Source organism: Streptomyces sp. NPDC050147 (assembly GCF_040660195.1).
In the GTDB taxonomy this organism is placed as follows: domain Bacteria; phylum Actinomycetota; class Actinomycetes; order Streptomycetales; family Streptomycetaceae; genus Streptomyces.
Window position 1 is genome coordinate 1 of sequence record NZ_JBFALJ010000032.1, and the last position, 16,374, is coordinate 16,374.

Genomic DNA, 16,374 nt, shown 5'->3' on the forward strand with positions numbered 1-16,374 from the left:
ATGAGTCACGGCGGGATTGTGCGTGGCAATGTCCGGCTCATCCCAGGAGTTCATGGCCCTGAAGCTAAATGGCGCCACCGACAGCGCATCCCTCAAATGGCCTACAGAAAGGCGCATCACGGGTTTTCATTCCCCGGAACGGCCTAATCGTAAGAAGAAGAAGGAACGTCTCTCCGAACATCATTTCCCCCTCTGACGTTGGTAGTTGATGATTCAGATCCGATGTTCATTCGCCCGAAAGAGTGTCGGCTGAGAAGGCGGCCATGGCGGCGTGCGAGGGCTCCTGAGGCAAGTCCGGTGTCCGGAGCGGGCATCGGCGCGGTAGTCACTGCCGATCTGGCGGCTCTACGGCCGAGGCGGCGCGGCTCGACCAGCGCGGGTGAGCTCTTTACCGTGCTCTGATGGTTCTCGTGACCTTCTTCACGGCCCGTCGGTGACAAGACTCGTCGGGCGTCCTAGCGAGAGCCAAGAGCATTGCCTCGTCCTCGCAAGGCACCCATCGAATGGAGTTGTTCGTGAATGGTCCCGATCTGCCCGAGGCCGAGGCACCGATGTTGACGCAGGTGCTCGTAGCGCGCTGGCCGACCGGAGCCACCAAGAGTGAGCTCATCCACGGAGTTCTGTACTTCACCGGAGCCTTCGACCAGCGGGACGTCGCTACCGCCGAGCGGGCCTATCCGGGACGGCGGGCCCTCGTGAACCGTGACGGGGCCCTCGAGGTCCACCCCGCAGGGCAGGGAGAGCCTCATTCCCTGCTCGACAGCCTCATGTGAAATCCGAACGAGAGGGCTCAGCATTCGACCGGGCCGGGATTCCGCAGACCGCTCTCATGAAGGGAGCCGCCGCAGGACCGCCGACCGCGAGGCGTGTACCCCCACGCGGACGACACCACCTCAGGCCCCGCTGTCCTCGAGCCCTTTCAAGGGAGCAGCATCATGACCCGGGACAACTCCCGCGCCGGTCCCAGCCGGTCCGACCCCACGCCCGCCCCTCAGCAGCCCGCTGTCGGTGCCCGCCTGACCGCGCGATAGGCCCGGCGCCGTTCAGGGCGCTGCCCGCTCCATCACCGACTGGCTGGCTCAGAACCCTCCCTATGGCACGCGCTACCGCGGCCCTAGGAGTAGCCGCTGCGGCCGGGCAGGACGGACCTGCCCGGCCGTGTCGCCGCTCGCGCGTCAGCCGCGGAAGCGGGAGAGCCAGGTGCCGCCGGCCTTCTGCTCCGGCACGGCCTGGTCGTGCTCCTGCTCGGGCCTGGCCTGCTCGGCTTGGCGTTCAGCGGTGATGGCGCGCTGTTTGCAGTCATCGCACAGGTACAGGTGGGTGTCGGGCGGGGTGCCCCACCCGGCGGGTTCGATGGCCTTCCACCGTTCGTCGGTGAACTTCGCCCTGCAGCCGGTGCACACGGGGCGGCGAGCCTCTCGCTCAGCTGCCTGCTTCGCCACCTGCTCCTGTGCTGCCCACCGTAGGTCTGCCTGGTACGCCGCCGCGCGGGCCTTGGCCTCTTCTGCCTCGCGGGCTTCGGCCGCCTCACGGCGGGGGTTGCCGAGCGCCTCCCGCAGGGGCTCCATGTGGTCGCGGCCGAAGCGGAGGAACACCGGACCGGTCGGGCCGTGCTGGCTCAGGTTCTTCAGCCCTGTGGCGATGATCGGGATACACCCGTCGTAGTCGTGGAATCCCTTCTCCCGCTGCCCCTGCCACAGGTGCCGGGTGAGCTCCATCAGGCGCGGGACCGTGCGGTTGGGGTTGCGCTCACCAACGCGGTTGAACACCAGCAGCACGGGCGGATGCGTCCTGTCACCGGACCGGGTCTCCGGCGCCATCCAGCGGGTGCGCCACATCGGGCGCTCTCGGCCGTCGGTGTCCTTCACCTTCCGCCGGAAGAACCGAGCGTACTTCTCCAGCTTGGCGGCGAGCTCCTCCGCGGTCTCATGGCAGTTGTCGACCTCGATGAACAGCAGCGGCACCCCAGCCTGCGGGGCCGTCAGGACAAGGTCGGCCTGGGCGCCGCCCCTGCCCGGCGTGTTCCACGTGCCGGTCGCGGGCAGCGGGACTTCGGTCCAGTACGAGGCGATCGCGCCGATCCCATCCGGTCCATCGACGGCGGCCTGGGCGGCGGCGCGGACTTCGGCCGGGTCGTCGGCGAGCCTGGCCATGTTCGGCTTCGGGCGCAGCAGTGCGATCATGGTCTCGTTGACGGCCATCGGGTGTGAGGCCCCGCTGGCGCCCGCGCCGCGTGCGGTGGAGCCCATCTCCGTCGCCGGCCGGTTCAGCTCGTAGGAGGCGGCCTCCAGACCCTTGAGGGTGAGGTTGCGCAGGACATCTCCCGTCTCGGTGGAGCCACCGTTCTCGGACAGGCCGTGCTTGCGCATGTCGGAGAGCGCGCCGGTGTGTGAGGCGGTGCGGGCCTGCTTCTGCTTCGAGGGTGTCGGCTTGTTCGCGTGCCGGAACGTCAGGTGCGGGGCACCGATCCGCTGGATCTGATCGGCTGTGGCGACCTTCAGCGCTCCGAGCACGCGCAGCACGTCGCCGCGGTAGCTGTTCGTCGACCCCGCCGGGTTGTTCCTCCGCTTCCCCGCCATCAGCTCTGCTCCCCCGGTGTCCGCGGCCGGCCGCCGGCCGGCCGGCGCTGCTGGCCGCGCCCGGCCCGGGAGGGCGTCCGGCCCCCCTCCCGGAACCCGATGATCTCCTCCACTACGGACATCAGGAGTAGATAAGAGGGTCGTGACGGCGCAGTTTTCGCGCCGATTACGGCTCTGACAAGGGGGTCTCCTCCGACCCCGGGTGCCGGGCACCAAAGGGGGTTCCCAAGGGGCCTTCGAAGTGGACACCCAGGGAGCCTCCTTGGGCTTGCCCGCCACGGGCCGACCTTCCGGTGTGATCGGCCCGAGCGGTGGCCTTGTCCGGCCCTCGGGTGGGTGGTCGCCATCGTCTCGTCTCCTTCGCTTCGGGCCGCCCTGGTGGGCGGGGACTCGAGGGAGCAGCGTGCAGGGGACCCCCTTGACCGCGGTCTAACCGTGGCCAGGTCAAGGAGAAACGCGACGGTGGGCGGGCGGTAGCAGAGGTGGACAAGGGGTCAGGGTCGGGTTCGCGGTCGGGCCGACCACCCTGGACAAGGGGGCTCGGTTTGGCCCTTGCAGCCCGATTCACCGGCTTCTCTTGAGCAGGGGATGCGGTGCGGTGGAGTGGAGTGGGCCCGGGTGGGGCGGTGCGTTTCTCCTTGACCTGAGCTGAGGTCAAGGAGAAACGCACCGGGTGGTGGCGTCCACTCCCGGTCGGAGTGGGCTCCACTCGGTGGAGTAGATGTCGAGCACGGTGGCGTCCACTCCCACCGAGTGGAGCGCACCGAGTGGGGCCCACCGAGTGGAGTGGAACCGCACCACCGCACCGGGTGCGCACCATCGGGTCCACTCAGTGGCCGGCCTCCCGGCCGCGGTGCGGTCCCGGATCCTGCGGGTGGTGCGCCTGCTGATCGTCCCGGCGCACCGGGTGCGGCGTCTCGGTGTCGTCGCGGCACGTGTAGCGATTCATCGTGGTGTGGGCCCGGTCGGCCGCCTCGCTGAACGCGTCCTGGAGGTGGCGCAGGCGTTCGGCGGTGACGTCGAGGGCTTCGACGTCCGTGCGGGAATCCCGCAGGGCCCGCAGCGCCGTCATGTCCAGCGCCTCGCGGCGGCCGGGCTTCTGCTCCTGATCGTCGTACTCGGGGTCGGCCGGCTCGGGCGCGAGCAGTTGCTTGGGCATCGCCGCCTGCTGGTGGGCGACGACGTCGTACGCCCGGCCCCGCACGGCGGCGGCCGTGGTGGTGCGCAGCTTCTCCCGCACCACCGCACCGGCGAGGACGGCCCGGTCGTACTGGAGCGGGATGCGGGGGATCTCCCACTCCCCCGCATCCTGGCCCGGCGGGCGGGGCGCAGCCGGCTCGCCGGGGTCGGCCGGGGGGTGCCGGTCCAGGTCGGGCGCGGCAGTCGGAGATCGGCGCCGGGCGGGGAGGTCGGACAGGGCCCACCGGGCGGTGTAGAGGCGATAGCCGGCCTCCAGGCCGCGTACGGTCTTCGGCTCGCTGATGTCCAGGCAGTGAGCGGAGATGGCGGCGGCCACGACCTGGTCGTCCAGGCCGGGGTCGCGGCGGCGGCCGCGCAGGACCAGGGCGAGATGGCGGCGGGCTTCGGCGAGGAGGTGGCGGCGGTGGAATCGGCCGCCGTCGTTCATCACGAACACGGTCGCGGTGACGTCGACGGCCGCCAGGGCGACGTCGACCACGGCAGCGACCCGGGCCCGGATCACGGCGGCTGCGGCACGGGCGTACTCGAGGAGAGAGGTGATGACGTCGGCGGCGACACCGGAGGTGAGGATCGCGCTCACCTTCCACCACGCGCGCAGCTGCGCGAGCGGCCGGGCCGACTGCTTGGGCGGGCGGGTCTTGCGGGCGGCGATCTGATTCAGCTTGGCGCGGGCCCGCTCGGAGACCACGGGCAGGAACAGCGGCTCACCGTCGTCGTCGACGGCGGTGACGTACTCGTGCTCCAGCTCTGCCAGGCAGGCTGCGATCTGATCGCTACGCCGGGAGGTCCAGCGGATCAGCTCGTGCGGCACCCCGGCAATCTCCATCACCGGCCGACGCCCCGGGGTGACCGTGTGCGGCTCGGTCGCCAACCCCAGCGCCTCACAGACGTCGGAGGCGACCAGCTCGTTGTAGAGCGCGGACGCCGCGACCGTGTTCTCGTGCAGGGCCGTGGTGTGGATCGAGCCCCACTTCCCGTCCAGGCGTTGCCCCTTCACCGACAACAGCAGATGGTCATGCAGCAAGGGTCGCCCGGAACGCGCCTCGTAGTGGCGGAAGCGGGCGGCGACCAGACCGCCGGGCGGCCGGACCCGGTAGATGCCGTCCTTGCCGTACCGGATCACCGCCACCTCGTCCTCGATCCACTCCAGTACCCGCTCGATCGCCCGCTCGTGCGCGGCCTCGATCACCAGACGGGTCTCCTCATCCCCGAACGCCCACAGGAGGTAGATCGTCGGCTGCGGCCGGAACACGAAGTCGACCCCGGTCACCGTCACCTGGCGTCCGAGGGCGCCGGCCCGATACGCCTTCTTCGGGGAGTCGCCCGCGGCGAGCCGGTCGGCCTCGATCCGGTCCGCGTACGGGTGGCGGCCGCGCTCGCCGAACAGGTTCCGCAGCTGCGCCTCGGTGACCTCCTCTCCCGCCGTCAGCCCGAGCACAGCAAGGCCGCGGCCCATCCAGCGCCCGACCGGGACACCGGCCTGCTCCTGGGCGGCGCGCAGCGGCGTGCGGGCCGGGCGGCGGCCATCGCCGACGACGGTCTCGCGCAGGTAGTAGCGGTACATCTGCCCGGCCCGGATGACCCTGATGTCGACTGTCATGCAGACCACGCCACACGGCTCTGACCTGCAAGAAAAGGCCAATCAGCAGCACGTCCCGCCAGGCGGGAGCAGCGGCCGAAGTTTCTTCTCAGGTGCCCGCCGGGCGGGAAGCGGCGCCGGGCCGGACGCGAATGTCATCGCTCTCCGGCAGCACGCTCACCACGACCCGAACGACACCAACCAGCACCACTGAGCACCGCCAAGCGCCAAGAGACGAGCACCGCCAAGGAAGCACCGCCTAGATCAGCCCCCGGCAACCGCCGGGGGCTTCGTCGTGCTGCCCGGAGGAGACCACCGTGCCGACCTTCGAGACCTGCCCCCGCTTCACCGCCGACCTCCAGCACCTCACCCCCGCCCAGCGCCGGCGTTTCCGCCGCACCGTCCTGGACGCCTTCGTTCCGGACCTGCGCACCGGCCGCCAGTTCCGCCCCGGCTTACGGATCAAGGGCGTGCGCCGCGCTCCTGGCGTCTACGAACTCACCTGGGCGCCGGACGGGCGCGCAACGTGGTCGTACGGCGGGGAGAAGGTCGCCGGACTCCCCCACGTCGTGTGGCACCGGATCGGAACCCACAGCATCCTGGACCGGCCCCTGGCCGAAGGCCATCTCGCGGGCCCAGATAGCCGGTTGGTTGGCTGATCCTCCGATAACCAGGGCGGGGAGCGCCGTGGCAGAGAAGAGGCCGGGACCGAGCTGGAGCACCTGAAGTCGTTGATCATCAGCACCGCACAGGAGCTGTAAGAGGACAAGGAAGCACTGGGCACGTTCCTCAACGTCGTCCGGCGCAGCGAGGGATTCATGAAGCTGGCCGATGCCTTGGAGCAGTCCGACGTCCGGCCTGCGAACCCGTCGTTCTTCGGAGTGAAGAGCACCGAGTTCCAGAGCTGACTGAACGGCCGCGCAGGCCTTAGCGGACCGACGGCATCGGGCCCTTGAGTGCCCGTCAGGCGGAAGCAGCCTGCATCGCCGGTGAGTGCCGTCGCTCCCTGGCTCGGCCGATGAGTCTTCGGCGCACCGCAGCGGGTTCCTGCGGGCAGGCGTGGCAGGCGTGGCAGGAAAGCCTGGCAAGTCGCCGGGACAGCGGAGCCGGGCAATGTTCTGGCGCCGCTGTGGGCGGCGCCAGAACGGTGAGCTTTCCCGCGGCAACGGGTGGCTCTGTCTCCTGGGTGACTGTGTTGCCCGCAGTACTTCGGAGAGCCCGCTGGTGGCCGTGAGGCCGTGCAGTCGGGCACGCATAAAGATCAGGCATGTCGGCACGAAGGTCAAGGCTGGGACGCGGGTGCGGATTTTGGGGTGTCAATTCCCGTTCTGAGCTGGGGTTTTGGGTGTTCCGGCCTGTCCGAAAGCTGTAGTGGATCGCGGGACGCAGCTGCGGATTGTCACCCTGGGTGACGATCATGGTGGTCGAAAGGTGGGACACAACTGCGGAAAGGTGGCCGCCTCGCTGCCTGTGAGCAGGGGCGATGCCCGATGGGGAGCCGCGACGGAGCCAGACCGGTAAAAGGACACATCTGCGGATTGGGCGCACGGCGGATAGTGCTGAAGGCCGGGATGCTGCAACATCGCTAATCACCTGGGCGGCGGCAACCGCCCCGGAGCGCAATAAGCACAATCCGCCGTACCCGCAACTGAGCCCGCAGTACGTGCAGTTGAGCCCGAAACGAACAGTTAGGCAATAAGTTGAAACACGCAACTTGCGTCACGCCGCGTCCTCTGACCACGCCCGAGGCAGTCGTTCTCGTTGTGGTCATCGTCGTCGCAGCCGCCCTGGCCGCCGTCGGCCTGCCGGCCGTGAGCGTGCTCGTCCTGGTCCTCGAGGCCGTCTCCCTGGGCCGCCTCCTGGTGAGGTTGCGGCGCGGGCGTACGGCCGCCCTGAGGGCCGCGCAGGCCTGAACGTCCGATGGCGCGCCGCGAGAACTCGATCCCCCCGTGCAGCCGGTCACTACGGACCCTGGTGACCTGGCTGCGTGACGGCAGGGCTGATGCCGCGCTGACCTACGGGCAGCTCGCCTCTCGTACCGAGTACAGCGCGGACACTCTCGCGCGCGCCGCCTCCGGGCGCAGCGTGCCGCAGAACCTGGCCGTGGTCCTGGCCTACGCAGCGGCCTGCGGACGCAGCACGAAAGAAGCCGAACGGCTGTGGAAGCACGCCCGGCGTGACGAGGCCCGCGCTCAAAGCGTGGTCAGCGGTCGCCGCAGCGGAGTGCACATCAGCGTCGTCAAGGACTTCGCTGATCTGCACTCCGCGCTCGTCGATCTCCACCACGACGACGGCCGGCCGGCCCTGCGTTCCCTCGACGCCCGTCTGGGCGGAGTGGGGCGGCTGCCGCGCAGCACCGTCGGACGGGTCCTCGCAGGCTGCTCGACACCCAGTCGGACGTTCGTGGCGGCCTTCGCCGAGGCCTGCAATGTCCGCAGAAGTGAGCTGCCCGAGTGGACCAAGGCCTGGGACCGTGCGGACGCCGACCGCAGAAGCGGCCGGCTGCGCTCCCGCACGCCCGGCACCGTACGGCGTGTGACCGTCCACGACGACCGCGTCACGCCCAGAGACCTGCAGCTTCTGATGAGCGAGATGGAGTCGACCTCACGCAAGACGCCCGCTCTCAAGCTCACGATCCACGTGCCTGACCCCGCATCCTCCGAAGCAGAAGCCGCCGCGCGAATGAGCCGCGAGCTCCTCATCGACCAGGCGCAGCGCCGCGGCGAGCTCGCCTGCCCCCAGTGCCGCCGGCCCTCCTTCGGCTACAGCGATGAGCGCGGCTGGGCATCGCAACTGTGCTCCAACTGCGCCCCTGATGCGCCACACGAAGGGCATCTCCCCGCCTCCAGCTGCGACGCTCCCAGGCCGGAGCTGCTCGGGCCCACGGCTGGTCCGTCGAAGGTTTCCGCTGCGGACACCCCGACACTGGTCTTGCGCACGCCCGTGCCGGGTGTCCGGCCTCCTCTGCCCCGGCGGAAGGCTGTCGGGTCATGGCCCCAGCCCGCCACGCGGTCGCCCGCACCGGCGCTGGACGCCGACCAGATGCCCACCCTGGACGAACCGGTGAGCCCGCAGCCGTTCATCCCGTACCGCGGCACACCCCGCGCTTTCAGGCCCCGCCCGACGCCAGCTTTTCCACCGGCGACCTGCGAACTGGGCAGTGGGTGCCCCGAGCACGGCGAGGGGAACTCGACCACCGGACAGCGGCAGGACCATCAACCCGCCACGGTGCTGGCCACTCGCATCCGCATCAACATTCCCGGCTTCCGGCCCATCCCGCCCGTAATCGTGCGCACCCCTGGCGAAACGGCCCCGGGCCCGCATCAGCCGAGCGCTCCCACGAGCACCCCGGCAGACGAAGAGGGTTGGCCGGGCGCCCAGCATTCCACTCACCACCCCCCGGGCAGCGTTGAGCCAATCCCGCGCGGTCACCTGACGGACAGGACGCCACCGTCGTCGTGACGATGTCTCCCTCTCTCCGAGCATCTACTGACCCCAGCAGGCAGTCGACCGCAGCCAGCAGCCGGGATCGCAGCCTAGGAGCCTGACATGCGCTGGTACTCGAGCGCGGTACTTGATGTCTGGGCCAGTTGAGGCGGGTATATCGGGACAGCGCCCTGTTTCACTGCCTGAGAGGTCTGGTTCGAATGCACTTCCACTGGCGCCTCATCAACCGTGCGACACGCGTGGCATGTTCTTTCGCCGCACCCACAGCAGTTAGTAAGGTACCCACATGACCGTCCCTTACGATCCCGATGACCGGGAAAAGGTAGTCGCCAAGCTGCCGGGCGCCCTGCGCCAGGAACTCAAGGTCCGCGCCGCAGAGTTGGGCGTGGACATCAAGGATGCCGTCACCGAAGGCATCCACGCCTGGCGTGCCGCTCCCTCGCCTCGCCCTCAAGTAGACACCTCGGGTGGCAGCTCCTTCTCGACATACGTACCGACCGGCCTGTACGCCGCTCTCAAGAGCGACTGCCAGTCCCGTGGGATCGCTATCAACCAGGGCCTGGCGCAGGCAATCCGCCTCTGGCTCGACAGTTCCCCTTCCCCTCGCCGCATTCCGCGGCCGACCGGAGCGCGTCGTCTGGTCTTCGGCAACCAGAAGGGCGGCGTCGGCAAGACCGCCACGTCCGCCGGGGTCGCCGAAGCTCTCGCAGAGTCAGGGCAGCGCGTCCTGCTGATCGACTTCGACCCGCAGTGTCACCTGACCAAGCAGCTCGGCTACCCGATGCTCGCCATCGACGACCCTAGCCTGGCCAAGCACATGCTGGGCGAGGGCAAGGGGAAGCTGCGTGAACTGCTCGTCCCGATAGAGGAAGGCGCCTTCGGCGGCCGTCTGTTCCTGCTGCCCGGATGCAAGGACGCCTTCCTCCTGGACGCCAAGCTGGCGACCACCCGGCACGTGCGGATCAAGGAAACGGCGCTGGAGAAGGCACTGGAGCCGCTGGAGGCCGAGTTCGACTACATCGTCATCGACTGCCCGCCCAGCCTGGGCTACTCCATGGACACCGCCCTGTACTACGGGCGCACCCGCGACGACGAGGCGCCGGGTACCTCGGGGGTCCTGATCCCCGTCCTGGCCGAGGACTCCTCCGCCGACGCCTACGACATGCTCTTCGACCAGATCGAGGACCTGTCCGAGGACCTCGACATTCAGATCGCCAAGCTGGGCTTCATCGTGAACATGTACGACGCCCGCAAGGGCTACATCGCCACCTCTTCCCTCGGCAGCTGGAAGAGCATCGGCGAACCCCCCGTGCTCGCTGTCATCCCCGAGCGCAAGGAGCAGCGTGAAGCGGCCCGCCTCAAGCAGCCTCTGCTGTACTGCGCACCTGACTGCGAGCAGGCTGAGGCCATGCGCACCGTCGCCAAGGCGGTGAACGGATGAAGGCCGCCGACCGGCTGGGCACCGGCTCCTCCTTTGGGAAGGTGCCGCGCGGGCGCAGCGACCGCGGCCGCGCCAAGGCCATCGCGCAAGGCGACGTGCCGGCCTACGAGCTTGTACGGCTCCACCTCGAGGAGGTCGCCCCCACTCCCCTCAACCCCCGGCGGAACTTCGGTACCGACGACGAGAAGTCCCGCTTCGGCGAGGAGCTGCGCCAGGCGCAGCTCGCCGCCTGCGTGGTCGTTTCCCGGGATGCCTACCTCGCGCTCTGGCCCAACCACGAGGCGCAGATCGGCGCCGCGGTACATGTGCTGGTGAACGGTGAACGCCGTTATCGCAGTGCCGTGCACGTCGGTCTGGACGCACTCGACTTCGTTGTCCGCGACGATCTCGCTTCCTCCCGGGAGGAGTTCGTCAACCACCTGCTCAAGGAGAACCTTGACCGGGAAGATTTCGACGTCATAGAGCGTGCCCGCGGTGTGCAGGAACTCGTAGAGGTCTGCTCCGAACAGTCCGCGCGGGGTGCGCGTACCCGGGCCGCGGAGCGGCTCGGCAAGGACCGGTCCTGGATCACCAACCAGCTAGTGCTGCTGGAACTGCCGCACGAAATCCAGCACATGCTCAGCTCCGGGGACATCGCAGAGCGGGACGGGCGCGCCCTGGCCCGCCATCTGAAGGACCACCCCGGTCTTGAGGCAGACGGCCTCATCGCCCATCTGAAGGCGGTGAAGGAAGGCGAAGCCCAGGCCAAGGCGGAACAGAAGGCCATACTGCAGGCGGCGAAGACGGCCGGTGTGGCCGCTGCCGACGTGCCGTTGTTGTCCGCGGACAACAACGTTGATGCCGCTCCCCCGCAAGCATCCGAGCCGCCCGCCTCGGGGAGTTTGTTGTCCGCGGACAACAAGCCGAGCAGCCCGCAGTCGGCGGGCAGGCCCGTCAAGCCCACGACGGATGCGCCGGAAAGCGGAAAGGAAGCCGGTTTGTTGTCCACGGACAACAAGTCGCGTCCCAACCGGGCTGCCGGGCCTGTCGCGGACCAGGTCGTCGCCGTGCCCCACCAGACTGGCCCCGAACTGGTGGACACCCTTCCCTGGACGGACCCGGCCTGGGTCGATCGGCAAGTGCGTCGCCACATGAACCGGGAAGACCTCGAGAAGCTGGTTTGGCTTCTCCAGGCCGAAGAGGACGCGTAGGCCGGACGCTCTCGCGGTCACCGATCAAGAGGCCCCGCCTGATCGTTCTGGTGGGGCCTCTTGCTTTGCGGGAAGCGGGACTCGGGTCCCAGCCCCGTATCCCTCAGACGACGGACAACCTCATTGCCCAGCCGGTAGACGCACGTGGCGATGTTGTCCGGCAGACCATGCGCACCTGAGTAGCGACACCCATACGAGAGTTTGTTGTCCGCGGACAACAAGTGAAGCGGATCGCGGTAGGCGCTACAGGCCGGTGCAGACTACCGGCCGGGACTTACTCGCCCAGTAGCAGCGCAGCGTCTTTTCGTTGGTGAACTTCGTCCAGACCCCCTTCTCCCGGTAGACCTGGCTGCTGCTGGTCTTCAGGTAGTAGCCGGTGTGGTTGAAGGTGAAGGCATCCACATCGGTGCCGGTCCCGTCACCTCCCCGCTTCCCGGGGGCGGGGAGTTCCACCTGCGTGCACTTCATGTTCTTCCAGGCACGTTCCCAGTTGCCGTGTTTGTTCCATACGTCGCACGTTCCTGTGCCCCGCTTGGAGCCGAGGTTCGTCGTGTAGTGCATCTTGGTCCGGGTGTCATTGATGACCTTGCCGCAGATGTACCCGACCGTGCACCCGCCTGCCGCGGCAGGCGGGGACGTGGCGATCAGCCCTCCGGTCAGGAGCGCTGTGCCGACGGCAACAGAGAGCCACCGATTTCGTTGTGCCATGTTCCGTCTCCCCCGTGTGACAGACATTCAGCAGCCTCATGTCAGGCTGCTACCGCCTACGACGCGGTCGATCAAGGGTTGGTTTCCGGTTTGTTGTCAGCGGACAACAAACCGGGGGCGGCGCTCCTGATCACGTGGTGCTCTGAGCGGCGGTGCGTGCCGCCATAGCGCGTTGAGATTCCGAGAAAAGACCGCCCTCGGGTTCACGATCAAGGCCTAGGGCGCCCCTTAGCTCATGACCGGCACCGAAGCGGCTCCGGCTTGAGGAAGGGCAGGACTTCGATGGACGAAGCCTGGACTGTCATCGTCTCTCTGATCAGCGCCAAGACGCTCGCATTGCTGGGACTCTGGCTGCGTTTGCGCTGGCGCGCGCGGCTGGAGCAGCAGCGCCAGCGATACCTGCTACAGGTCACTGAAACGGTAGCCGCGGGCAGGCAGGTGGAGTTGGATGACCGAGACGGTGGCGGCCATCACCTGCGCGTGATGATTCACCATGTGCCGGGTTCCCGGGAGGTCGAGGAAAGGTGAGTGCGCACGATCCAGCAGACGGTACTGACCGGCCGACAGCAGCGACTTCGGACCCGGCCGACCAGCACTTTCTAGCCCGTCGACGAGTGGATGCGGAGTTTTCCGCCTTCTACCGGAGCACTATCCGCTCTTTGACGGCCTTCCTGGTCAATCAAGGGGCCGGTGTGGACGTCGCCTCGGACATCGCCCAGGAAGTCATGACCGACGCGTTCCGGTGCTGGACTGGCATCCAGCACCCCAAGGCATGGGTGTACAAGGCCGCTTCGCACGTGCTGATCCGTAAGGTCGCTTCCGTTGAAGAACCCGTCGCCGACGTCCCTGTAGCCACGTCCCTCCTGCCACAACCGGATCACATCGCGGAATGGGAAGCCGAGCACGACGCGTTACTGCTGGTGCGAGGCCTCGCGCCGCGGCAGCGTCAGGTCCTGGCCTGGACCCTGGCCGGGTTCACGCCCACCGACATTGCCGAGCACCTAGGGCTGTCGGCTGAGACCGTACGCGCCAACCTGAAACGGGCCCGCCGTAACGCCACAGCCGCCTACCGCACAGCACAAGGTGAGGAGGAGCGATGACCGGCCACAAGGAAGCCGATGTGCACCAGCAGAGCGACCGCCGCTTGCAGCACGCCTTGGAGCAGGCTCTCGACGGGCTCCTCGATGTCGAAGCCGGCCTGAGCGAGATCCTTCTGTCCTCCCGCCATGACAGCACCGTCGACAGCCTCCAGGCCGTTCTCGACACTGAAGCCGGACTCGCCGCCATCCTTCCTCCCGACGACGCCGGCTCGGCCTGCCCTGCCGACACTGCGCAAGCCGCCGTACACCACCTGCACGATCTCAGCCCCGCTCAGCTCCTGGCCCTGCGCAGCCATCCTGAAGTCAGCGCAGCCAGCCATGCTCTCGTCCGCACCATCCGCCAGGTTCGTGACCTCGCTGTCGAGTTCGACCTCGCCCTGGACCTCGTTCTCGACCTTGCCCACGCCATCGTCCGCGACCTCGACCAGGACCACACTTCCACCTACGACCAAGCCTCCGCCCGCGAACTCGCCCTGGCCCGCGCCCGCGTCATGATCCGTGGCCTCGACCGCCCCTACCTCCCGGTCGGCGTTATCGGCCGATACCGTGCCCTCGAACGCGCCCGAGCTCGCGCCGTCAACATCACCCGCGTCCTCAGCTACGACAACTTCGACCGCGACCTCGCCCGTCTTCGCAGTCGCGCCCGCGCGCACGATCTCACCCGCTTCCTCGACGGTTATCGCCTCGCCGACCGCGACCGCAATCGCGGCCTCGAAAGTGTCCCCGACGGCTATCGCGTCGACCGCGACCGCCATCGTGTCCTCGCCAGCATGATGATCGATGTCCGTACGGCTGAGGTTGGCCGGGCCATCGGCCTGGCACTCGACCAAGTACCGCCCGCCCTGAGGACCAATGACGTGGCTGCTCTGAACGACTTCACCACCGCCAATCTGAGCAGCACTGACTTGACCGGGGTCGACCTCAGCGGGATCCGCTGGTCGGAACACGGCACACGGTGGCCACCGCCGATCGACGTCGATGCGTTGAAGGCTCGCTCGGACGAAACCCGGGCAGGGAGCGGAATCTGGATCGTCCGTTCCGGCACCACAACCGCCCACGATCTCGCCGGAATCTGACCGGCATCAGGTCCCTCTTGAGCAGCCGCCACAGAGCCTTTGTTGTCCGCGGACAACAAACAGCCGGCTGGAAGGGAACGCAAAAGCGGCCCTCGTCGCCCGGGCCGAGGTCCGGGCGGCGAGGGCCGCTCAGTGGGTGCTCAAGTCAGGCTGACGCCGACGGGGGAGTCGGGTTGAGGGCGGCCTTGTGGCTGTCGCGGTGTGTGCTCTGCGCCGGTTCGGCGAGGCCACGGAGTCCGTACGGGTCACCTACCGGGCCGCAGGCGCTACAGACCACGGCGTAGTTGCGGCGGCCGACGCACCCGGCGTCGGGGTCGCGGGGCTTGCCGGAGGGCGGACCGCGTGGGTGCACTCGGTTCCGTCGGGGTGAAGCGGGGCGATCTTCACGCTGATGCGCGCCACGGGTTTCGTCTCCTGGTCGGGGTCGGGGAAGGGAAGCTGGTGGAGTTCGGCTGCGGGGGAGCGACTGCGGGTGGGGCGGTGCGGGGTGGGCGGCTCGGTGCGGACGAGTGCGGTGTCGGGGAGGAGTCCGAGCTGTCCGGCGGCGGCCGCGCGGGCGGCGAGGGTGATCGAGCGGGTGACCCGGTGGTGTCCGTGGTCGATCCGCAGGTGGCAGAACTGGCAGGCGGCGAGCAGGTTCTGCTCTCGCACGTCTTCGGGGGTGTGGTTGAGGTGGGCGGTGGTGAGGCCGACCACGGACCCGGCATCTGGGTGGATCTCCTCATGGGCGGCGGGGCAGCGGCCGCCGGAGTGTGTCAGGCCGCAGTGGCCTGTGCACTCGCAGCGGCCGCCTGCCCGCTCGAACCGCGCCCGCGCACTGTTCTGGGGCCAGTCACGCGGGTAGCGGTGCAGGTTCTCGGACGGATGAGCACGGCCGGTCACTCGCCGTCGGCGGCCTGGCGCTGCTCGAACGCCTTGATCAGTTCGCCCAGCGCGCCCGGGGCGCCGGCAGTGCCGAGCCAGGTTCCCGCTACCGTCCACACCGGTACTTCGCTGGCGTCCTCAGCGTCGAAGTAGTAGAGGTAGGGCCCGTGCCGCTCGATGACGGCTGTGGCGACGGCGGCCGGGTCGGACAGTTGGGGTGCGGTCTCCAGCACGGCGAGGGTGGTGACGTCCAGCCACATCGGCTCGTCCGGCGTGCGAGGCAGCCGGAGGTGGCCGGTGACGCGGAGCTGGTCGCCCGGCTGCAGGTCGTTGATGAGCGCGTGGGCGAGCTTCGGGTCGCGACGCTGCAGTGCAGGATCATCTCGTCCGTACGGTCGTCGGTGGGGGAGATGGTGAGGCGGAACCGCGCCATGCTGGCGTGTACGTCGCCCGGGCACGGTCTCGTCCAGGAAGCCGACCAGGACTATCGCGTCGTCGGCGGCCATGGGACAGCCGGCCGTCCGAACCGGCGCCTGGTGGGCAGCGCCGTACGCCTCGAGGACCGCCTTGCGCACCATGCCCGCGTCGGCGACCTGGTGGTCGTTGGCGCGCGCCCACGTCCTGATGGCGGCGAGCTCCTGGCGGCTGCGGCCGCTGCCCAGGCCCGCACGGATCGGGGTGGCCGCGGCGGTGGCCGTCGTGGCGGAGGTGGTGCGGGCGCCGGCCTTCCGGGTGCGCAATTCCTCCTGCGCCTTTTCCAGCACGGCCTTGGCCTTGGCAACCTTCTCTTCGACCTCGCGCTGCGTGGGCCTCGCTGCTGCTGCGAGGTGGCCTCGTTGGGCCCTCTACAACGAGCGCGTGGGCTGCTCGCGGATTCTCTAGCCTCTCTTCACGCTCAACACGGCGCTGCTCAGCCTGATCGGAACCGGCCATTAGCAGCGGAGGAAACCCACAGAGCCATCACCAGGTCTCACAAATCCTTCACAGGTCCTGGTGCAGACCAGACGTGGTGCGCACCGACTGCAGCGAAGCCTGATGCGCGCATTCTCATTTGGCCATGGTGACGAGAGGACACTGAGGGGCTGCCTTTGTCGACGTACCGTCATCTCGCCGACGGTCGGCGTGACCGTTTGCAGCACCTGCGATGCCACGCGTCGCCGCTGACGGGCGACAAGCCGGGGCGCATGCCT

General features: G+C 68.6%; 14 protein-coding genes. 9 read left to right on the forward strand and 5 right to left on the reverse strand.

Translation table 11 applies throughout. From position 1 onward, the window contains the following. Positions 1-515 precede the first annotated feature (515 nt). Complete coding sequence (locus AB0I94_RS35750) at positions 516-773, forward strand: hypothetical protein (RefSeq protein ID WP_363313931.1); 258 nt, start codon at positions 516-518, stop codon at positions 771-773. 402 nt (positions 774-1,175) lie between these two features. On the opposite strand, the gene AB0I94_RS35755 is transcribed toward AB0I94_RS35750, so the two are convergent. Beyond that, positions 1,176-2,579, reverse strand: coding sequence for a replication-relaxation family protein (locus AB0I94_RS35755; protein ID WP_363313932.1), 1,404 nt, complete (start codon positions 2,577-2,579; stop codon positions 1,176-1,178). 829 nt (positions 2,580-3,408) lie between these two features. Beyond that, positions 3,409-5,379 (reverse strand): MobF family relaxase, encoded by a 1,971-nt coding sequence (gene mobF, locus AB0I94_RS35760; protein ID WP_363313933.1) that lies wholly within the window; start codon positions 5,377-5,379, stop codon positions 3,409-3,411. A gap of 296 nt (positions 5,380-5,675) precedes the next feature. Between mobF and AB0I94_RS35765 the strand changes: the two genes are divergently transcribed. The 5 genes from AB0I94_RS35765 to AB0I94_RS35785 all read left to right on the forward strand — a co-directional run bounded on the left by AB0I94_RS35765 (position 5,676) and on the right by AB0I94_RS35785 (position 11,436). Next, positions 5,676-6,017, forward strand: a complete 342-nt coding sequence (locus AB0I94_RS35765) for a hypothetical protein (protein WP_363313934.1) — start codon at positions 5,676-5,678, stop codon at positions 6,015-6,017. Between the two features lie 1,041 nt (positions 6,018-7,058). Then, complete coding sequence (locus AB0I94_RS35770; protein ID WP_363313935.1) at positions 7,059-7,271, forward strand: hypothetical protein; 213 nt, start codon at positions 7,059-7,061, stop codon at positions 7,269-7,271. 61 nt (positions 7,272-7,332) lie between these two features. After that, positions 7,333-8,820, forward strand: coding sequence for a helix-turn-helix domain-containing protein (locus AB0I94_RS35775; RefSeq protein ID WP_363313936.1), 1,488 nt, complete (start codon positions 7,333-7,335; stop codon positions 8,818-8,820). 271 nt (positions 8,821-9,091) lie between these two features. After that, entirely contained in the window at positions 9,092-10,246 is a 1,155-nt protein-coding gene (locus AB0I94_RS35780) for a ParA family protein (RefSeq protein ID WP_363313937.1), read from the forward strand. Next, positions 10,243-11,436 carry a ParB/RepB/Spo0J family partition protein gene (locus AB0I94_RS35785; protein WP_363313938.1) on the forward strand — a complete coding sequence of 398 codons (1,194 nt, stop codon included), beginning with the start codon at positions 10,243-10,245 and terminating at the stop codon, positions 11,434-11,436. Before AB0I94_RS35780 ends, AB0I94_RS35785 begins: the two co-directional genes overlap by 4 nt. Positions 11,437-11,679: 243 nt before the next feature. On the opposite strand, the gene AB0I94_RS35790 is transcribed toward AB0I94_RS35785, so the two are convergent. Beyond that, positions 11,680-12,144, reverse strand: coding sequence for a hypothetical protein (locus AB0I94_RS35790; protein ID WP_363313939.1), 465 nt, complete (start codon positions 12,142-12,144; stop codon positions 11,680-11,682). 282 nt (positions 12,145-12,426) lie between these two features. Here AB0I94_RS35790 and AB0I94_RS35795 point away from each other — a divergent pair, with 282 nt between their 5' ends. From AB0I94_RS35795 to AB0I94_RS35805, 3 genes are all read left to right on the forward strand, one after another. Continuing rightward, the gene (locus AB0I94_RS35795; protein WP_363313940.1) at positions 12,427-12,672 is read left to right on the forward strand and encodes a hypothetical protein; all 246 of its coding nucleotides are present in this window, start codon (positions 12,427-12,429) and stop codon (positions 12,670-12,672) included. Between the two features lie 131 nt (positions 12,673-12,803). Further along, positions 12,804-13,244, forward strand: a complete 441-nt coding sequence (locus AB0I94_RS35800) for a sigma-70 family RNA polymerase sigma factor (RefSeq protein WP_363313941.1) — start codon at positions 12,804-12,806, stop codon at positions 13,242-13,244. Further along, complete coding sequence (locus AB0I94_RS35805; protein ID WP_363313942.1) at positions 13,241-14,320, forward strand: hypothetical protein; 1,080 nt, start codon at positions 13,241-13,243, stop codon at positions 14,318-14,320. Before AB0I94_RS35800 ends, AB0I94_RS35805 begins: the two co-directional genes overlap by 4 nt. Before the next feature lie 249 nt (positions 14,321-14,569). On the opposite strand, the gene AB0I94_RS35810 is transcribed toward AB0I94_RS35805, so the two are convergent. Beyond that, a complete protein-coding gene (locus tag AB0I94_RS35810; RefSeq protein WP_363313943.1) occupies positions 14,570-15,202 on the reverse strand; it encodes a hypothetical protein in 633 nt (210 codons plus the stop codon). After that, positions 15,199-15,948, reverse strand: a complete 750-nt coding sequence (locus AB0I94_RS35815) for a histone-like nucleoid-structuring protein Lsr2 (protein ID WP_363313944.1) — start codon at positions 15,946-15,948, stop codon at positions 15,199-15,201. The genes AB0I94_RS35810 and AB0I94_RS35815 overlap by 4 nt, the downstream gene beginning before the upstream one ends. Positions 15,949-16,374 lie beyond the last annotated feature (426 nt).

Bases quoted from the DNA above. Each gene is read 5' to 3' on its own strand.
- AB0I94_RS35780 (WP_363313937.1), top strand. From the start codon at position 9,092: ATGACCGTCCCTTACGATCCCGATGACCGGGAAAAGGTAGTCGCCAAG.
- AB0I94_RS35755 (WP_363313932.1), bottom strand. From the start codon at position 2,579: ATGGCGGGGAAGCGGAGGAACAACCCGGCGGGGTCGACGAACAGCTAC.
- AB0I94_RS35805 (WP_363313942.1), top strand. From the start codon at position 13,241: ATGACCGGCCACAAGGAAGCCGATGTGCACCAGCAGAGCGACCGCCGC.
- AB0I94_RS35790 (WP_363313939.1), bottom strand. From the start codon at position 12,144: ATGGCACAACGAAATCGGTGGCTCTCTGTTGCCGTCGGCACAGCGCTC.
- mobF (WP_363313933.1), bottom strand. From the start codon at position 5,379: ATGACAGTCGACATCAGGGTCATCCGGGCCGGGCAGATGTACCGCTAC.
- AB0I94_RS35795 (WP_363313940.1), top strand. From the start codon at position 12,427: ATGGACGAAGCCTGGACTGTCATCGTCTCTCTGATCAGCGCCAAGACG.
- AB0I94_RS35785 (WP_363313938.1), top strand. From the start codon at position 10,243: ATGAAGGCCGCCGACCGGCTGGGCACCGGCTCCTCCTTTGGGAAGGTG.